The organism is Streptomyces sp. LS1784 (genome assembly GCF_020103755.1).
GTDB lineage: Bacteria > Actinomycetota > Actinomycetes > Streptomycetales > Streptomycetaceae > Kitasatospora.
In genome coordinates this window covers 1-3,906 of the sequence record NZ_JAHSQD010000686.1, presented here as the reverse complement: position 1 = coordinate 3,906, position 3,906 = coordinate 1, and the positions used below count along the sequence as shown (strand labels likewise).

The following is a 3,906-nucleotide window of genomic DNA, read 5'->3' as shown; positions in this document are numbered from 1 at the left end:
AGTGGCCGATGGCGGCTTCGGCGGTGCTGGTGTCGCCGGGGCGGCACAGCGCGGTGAGCACCGCGGTGACGGCGTCCTCCCAGGGGTCGCCCGGCTCGGTGTCCTCCAGTAGCGCGAGGGCGCCGGGTAGGTCGCCGGTGGTGGCGGCGGCGAGGACGGCGGTCTGGCGGCCGTCGAGGATGCGTAGGCCGATGCCGCGGTGCTCCTCGATGTGTCGAAGGGCCTCGCTCCAGCGGCCGGCGGAGGTGAGGGCGCGGGTGCCGTCGGCGATGACGACTCGCCACAGCCACTGGCGGACCTCGGCGTGCTGCTTGTCGTTCTCGGTGAGGTGGGCCGGGACGGTGATGCCATCGAGGACGGCGGTGGTGTCGGTGGTGACCGCGCGGTAGAGGTCGAGGAGGAGTTGGTGGCCGTGCTGGTGGCGGTTGGCGCGGATGTGGAGGCGGGCGAGGTTGACGATCGGCTCAAGGCCCCGGATGGCGCTCATCGCAGGGAGGGGCCCGCGGGTCAGGTAGAGGGCGGCGTGGCGGTGGCACAGTTCGTGGGCATAGCCGGGCAGGGCGAGGTCGGAGGCGAGGAGGGCGGCCTGGTTGAAGACGGTGGATGCGAGGCCCGGGTCGGTCTGCCGGGAGGCCGTGTCGGCCAGCTCGGAGAGCCGGCCGACACGGGCGTTCAGGCAGGCACGCGGGCCGGTGGCGTGCGACCAGCGGGAAGCGCTGGGCGACGGGACCGGTCGGGTGCACGCCGGTCACTCCCAGATGACGGTGATCGGGTGGTTGGGGCGGTCCAGGACGAAGCGGCCGGCGGCCGGGTCCGCGATGGTGGGGGTGTCGGGGAGTTCGATGCGCAGGGTCCGGCCGCGGAAGCCGGCGTTCCAGGCACGGATCTGCTCGGCGACGAGGTCGGCGAGGGCGCCGCCGCCGGGGCCGTGGCCGATCACACCGGTCTCGTAGGTCTTGCGGGCGTCGGCGTCGGGCTCGCCCGGGCGCAAGGTGAGGTAGGCGAGGGAGCCTGCGTCCACGGTGGCCATGGCGCCCCAGCCGAACATCGGGTTCACGCCGCGCTCGCGGGCGTTGCCGGTGACGCTCATCCGCATGAGGGAGTTCGGGAGGGTCAGGGCCAGCCACAGGTCCTGGTACTCGTAGGTGGTGCCGGCCGGGATGGTCACGCCGGTCCAGGTCTCGTAGCGTCCGCTGTCGAGGACACCGGCCAGCAGGTCGGCGTCGACCGCGTCGGCTTGGTCCTTGTGTACTTGGAGGGTGACGTCGCCCTGGCGGGTGAGGGTGACGGTGCGGCGGGCGTCGTCCATGCTGCCGCGCAGCGGCATGAAGACGGCGAGCTGGTTGTCGACCGACACCCAGCCGTCCTTGCCGCGCTCGAAGGCGATGACCCGGCTGGCGGTGCCGCGCAGGCGCAGCGGCAGGACGATCCGGCCCGTCGGCTTGACCTGCTGGAGCCAGGCGGTGGGCATCTCGTTGGTGCTCACCGTGGCGATTACCCGGTCGTACGGGGCGCCGTCCGGGTGGCCGAGTGCGCCGTCGCCGAGGACGACCTCGACATTGGTGATGCCGGTGTCGGCGAGGTGCTTGCGAGCCCCGTGGACGAGGTCCTCGTCCACGTCCACGGTTACCACGTGTCCGTCGGAGCCTACGATGTGGCCCATGTAGGCGGCGTTGACGCCGGTGCCCGCTCCGGCCTCGAAGATCTTCTCGCTGGGCTGCGGGTCGAGCTGTTCGAGCATCAGGGCGACGATCGCGGGCTGGGAGGCGGCGCTGATCTGGGTGCCGCTGCCGTCGGTCTTGGTGTAGTTCGGGTTGTCCGCGTAGGCGGCCTCCAGCGGGAAGCCGGGCAGGAAGGGCTCGCGGGGCACGGCGCGGAAGGCGGCCTCGACCGCGTTGGTGCGGATGGCGCCCTGGTCGAGCAGGCGGGTGGTGAGGGCGTCGCGCAGCTGGTCGGCGGAACCGGTTTCGTTGCTGAGAGTAGTCATGTCGGTGACCTTAGTGGTTGTGCGGATGGTGGAAGCCGAGGGAGCGGGGCCCTCGTCGGAGTGGAAGACGGCATCCAACGCCCGTGCAGCCATGGCAGCTTGGTGGTCCACCGGGAGGCCAGCGCGGTTGGCGTGGAAGACGATGTGGTGCGCGAGGACGGCGCGCAGACCACGGGTGAGAACACCGTCGCGGGCGAGGCGGGCGAGGTTCTGACCGGTCTGCTGGAAGGCGTGGACCCAGCCGCCGTGGTGGGCGAGCGGGGCGGTGTCGCGGGTGAGCGCCCAGGTGTCGAGCCGCATCAGGTGGTGCATGGCGGCGGTCAGGGTGGTCGCCCGCTCGGGGGCCACGGAGGTGGGGGTGTCACGGAGTACGGCGAACTTCGCCCAGACGTCGCCCTGTTCGTACCAGTCGAGTCCGGCGGCGCGGAGCATGGCGGAGACGAGGACGACGACGGTTTCGGCCCGGCCGAGTGCGGGTGGTCCGGGCTCGGCGGCCCGGGTCAGCAGGTGCCGGCTGTCGGCGTGGAAGAGCCGGTGGGCGATCTCTGTGGCTTCGGCGCCGCCGAAGGCATGGGTCTCCGGCTCGTAGATCACGCTGGCCCAGCCCTCGACACGCCCGTCCTCGACGAGTGTGTCCAGCAGCGCGGTGACGGAGAGCTCGGGGGCGGCGGCGCGGTAGCGCACCCGCAGGCCGTCCTTGCGCATGTACCACCAGCTGTTCAGCGCGCCTGAGGCCTGGGCGGCGTTGAGGACGGGGGCGAGTCGGTCGGCGGCGAGGCGCTCGGTGGCCTCTCGGTCGGCGGGGGTGATGGTGTGCTGGATCCAGCCGGTGGTCATCGGATCGGTCCTCGGTTGGCGGTCAGGCAGTCAGGAGGCAGGCGTCCCAGCAAGTCGCGGGGGCGGTGCCGGTGGCGGCGGCGAGCAGGGCGAGGGCGGTGCCGGCCGCGCCTTCCAGGAACGCGGGCCCCGCCGTCGCCAGGAGGCAACGTGCTTGCTCGTTGGGGTCAGCGTGCGGCGGGTGCGTGATGTCCAGGAGCAGGTCGGTGGCCGAGTGAAGCCGGGCGGCGTTGCGCGGCGAGGCATCGGCGGCGGCGCGGTGGGCGATGTGTGCGAGCCCGGCGTAGCCGTGGCAGGCCGACAGGTCGGTGGTCGCGGCGAGCGCCTTGGGGTCCACCAGGGCGGTGGCGAGGGCATTCTCGGCGTCGTGGCGCAGGCGGGGGTCGTCGAGGGCGAGGGCGGCGAGCTGCTGGGCGCGCGCGATGCCGGCGGTGCCGTAGCACCAGCTCGGCCGTTGCGGCAGCAGCGGCCTGCGGTCGGGGTCGGTCAGATGTGTGGACGTGATCCAGTACGGCCAGGCGTGGCCGTCGCGCCAGCGCTCCAGCCAAGCCAGGACGGTGCGGATCGCCTCGCGCTGCCCGTCGACCTCTACACCGCGTTGCAACGCGAGGGAGAGCAGGGCGAGCGGGCCGGTGATGCCGTGCGCCAGACCGGTGTTGGCGTGCCCGCCCGGGAACCGCTCGTCCGGCTTGCCCGACGGTCCGTCCGAAGTCCACCAGCCCGGCAGGACCTCGCCGTTGTGCTTGACGTCCTCGGTCAGGCCGACCAGGCAGCCCAGGATCCGCCGGATGGTCTCGCCGGTGGGGGCCCGGCGCAGGAACACGGCGCCGATGCCGGCCAGGCCGCGGATGGTGTCGAACTCGGCCAGCACCGGCAGGTCGCCGCGGTTGATCCTGGCGATTGCTTCGTCGCAGCGACGCACCGCGTCGGCGGCCACGGCCTGGTCGAGGCGGGCGAGGGCACGTTGGTAGCAGCCGGGCCGCGCCTGGGCTGCGCAGGTAAGGGCCTGCGCGAGCGCAGGCGCGCCGTAGTACAGGTAACTGTCGCCCCCGCTCGTGACCGGGGCGTCGGCCGCGACCGAC

General features: G+C 72.9%; 2 protein-coding genes and 1 pseudogene. All 3 read right to left on the bottom strand.

Annotated features, from left to right (window positions below; translation table 11 throughout):
- Positions 1 to 487 (bottom strand): annotated as a pseudogene (locus KS423_RS48260) (hypothetical protein); the annotation flags it as partial.
- Positions 488 to 748: 261 nt separating this feature from the next.
- A complete protein-coding gene (gene fxlM / locus KS423_RS40550) occupies positions 749 to 2,824 on the bottom strand; it encodes a methyltransferase, FxLD system (protein WP_224284738.1) in 2,076 nt (691 codons plus the stop codon).
- A 22-nt stretch (positions 2,825 to 2,846) separates the two neighbouring features.
- Positions 2,847 to 3,906: lanthionine synthetase C family protein (locus KS423_RS40545; protein WP_224284737.1), on the bottom strand; the 1,060-nt coding region annotated here is incomplete at its 5' end.

Excerpts from the sequence above, each read along its gene's own strand:
- fxlM (WP_224284738.1), bottom strand. The coding sequence starts at position 2,824 with ATGACCACCGGCTGGATCCAGCACACCATCACCCCCGCCGACCGAGAG.